At 71.4% G+C, this 1,408-nt stretch carries 2 protein-coding genes; one reads left to right on the top strand and one right to left on the bottom strand.

From position 1 onward, the window contains the following. Positions 1-223: 223 nt before the first annotated feature. On the top strand, positions 224-724 hold the full coding sequence (locus AB8Z36_RS39250) for a MarR family winged helix-turn-helix transcriptional regulator (protein ID WP_369218141.1): 501 nt from the start codon (positions 224-226) through the stop codon (positions 722-724). A gap of 17 nt (positions 725-741) precedes the next feature. Here the strand turns inward: AB8Z36_RS39250 and AB8Z36_RS39245 are convergent. Further along, a partial coding sequence (locus tag AB8Z36_RS39245; RefSeq protein ID WP_369218140.1) for an MBL fold metallo-hydrolase occupies positions 742-1,408 on the bottom strand: 667 nt, incomplete at its 5' end.

Raw genomic sequence — 1,408 nt, 5'->3', positions numbered from 1 at the left:
CCACCCGCCCTGTCCCGAGATCTCGACGCGGTCGCCGACGCGTACGGCCTGGCTGTAGTGCAAGTCGGCGAGCAGCGTGTCGCCGTATCCGGGCGTGACGAAGAACTGTGCCTCACTCATGGCGCTCCCTGCGCTAGGACTTCATGCTTGAAGTGAACCGTACGCCATTTCACTTCACGTGTGAAGTCATCAAGGGGGCGTCGAGGTTCGATAGGGTGGCCGCATGGCCAAATCCGCCGACTCGAACCCAGGTCAGGACGTCTCCGAGGACGCGCTGTGGCTTGACGCGGACGAAAAAGAGGCGTGGACCGGCCTCATCTCGCTCGTCCTGCTGCTGCCCGGCAAGCTGGAGGCGCCGCTGCAGCAGCGGTCCGGGCTCTCGCTCTTCGAGTACATGACACTCAGTCATATCTCGGAGGCGCCGGAGCGGCGGCTGCGGATGAGTGAGCTGGCCTACCTCGCGAGCGGCTCCCTCTCGCGCCTGTCGAACGTGGTGAAGAGGTTCGAGCAGCGCGGCTGGGTCGAGCGCTCGCCCGACCCCGAGGACGGCCGGTACACCCTCGCCGCCCTCACCGACGCGGGCTATGACGTGGTCGTCGAGGCCGCGCCCACCCATGTCCGGGCGGTGCGCGACCTCGTGCTGACCCCGCTCACCGCGAGCGACCGGAAGGCGCTGGCCCGTATCGCGGCGAAGCTGCGGGTGCGGCCGGGCGACCTGCCCTGAGGCTGCCCCGCGGCCGCTCAGCCCAGTGCGAGCACGTCCGCGATACCGGCCGCGGTGAACGCGGCCCGCAGGTCCCCGGCCCCCTCGGTGAAGTGGGCCCAGCTGTCGAAGTGCACAGGCACCACCCGGCGGGCGCCGAGGATGCGTGCCGCCTCGGCCGCTCCCGCGCTGTCCAGGACGATCGGCTCGCCGCCGAAGAGCTGCGGGAAGCGCGGGGCGCCCGCGAAGAGGATCGCCGTGTCGACGGGGGCGAACCTCGCGGCGATCTCCCGCACGGCGTCGAGCGAGGCGTTGTCGCCGCTCACATAGACGGTGGGCAGGCCCTCGCCGGTCAGTACGAAGCCGACCACCTGGCCCGCGATCGGCTCGACCTGTTCGCGCGGCCAGGGGCCGTGGATGGCGGGCACACCGGTGACGGTGACCGTGCCGCCCTCTGGGCGGTCCAGGGTGACCGTCTCCCAGTCGGCCAGGCCCTGCGCCTTCGCGCCCAGGCGGTCGCTGCCGCTGGGGGTGGTCAGGATCAGCGGGACGTCGGCCAGCATGGCCCGGCCCGCGGCGTCGAGGTTGTCGTCGTGCTCGTCGTGGGAGAGCAGGACCACGTCCACGGGGCCGAGTTCGGCCGGTGTGACGGGACACGGCGTGGTCTTGGTCAGCGCGGGAGCGCCGGGGGGTGCGGGGTAGGAG

Source organism: Streptomyces flavofungini, assembly GCF_041028215.1.
Lineage (GTDB): Bacteria > Actinomycetota > Actinomycetes > Streptomycetales > Streptomycetaceae > Streptomyces > Streptomyces flavofungini_B.
The sequence above is the reverse complement of the archived record's forward strand: the minus strand, read 5'-3'. Positions and strand labels throughout refer to the sequence as shown.

Excerpts from the sequence above, each read along its gene's own strand:
- AB8Z36_RS39250 (WP_369218141.1), top strand. The coding sequence starts at position 224 with ATGGCCAAATCCGCCGACTCGAACCCAGGTCAGGACGTCTCCGAGGAC.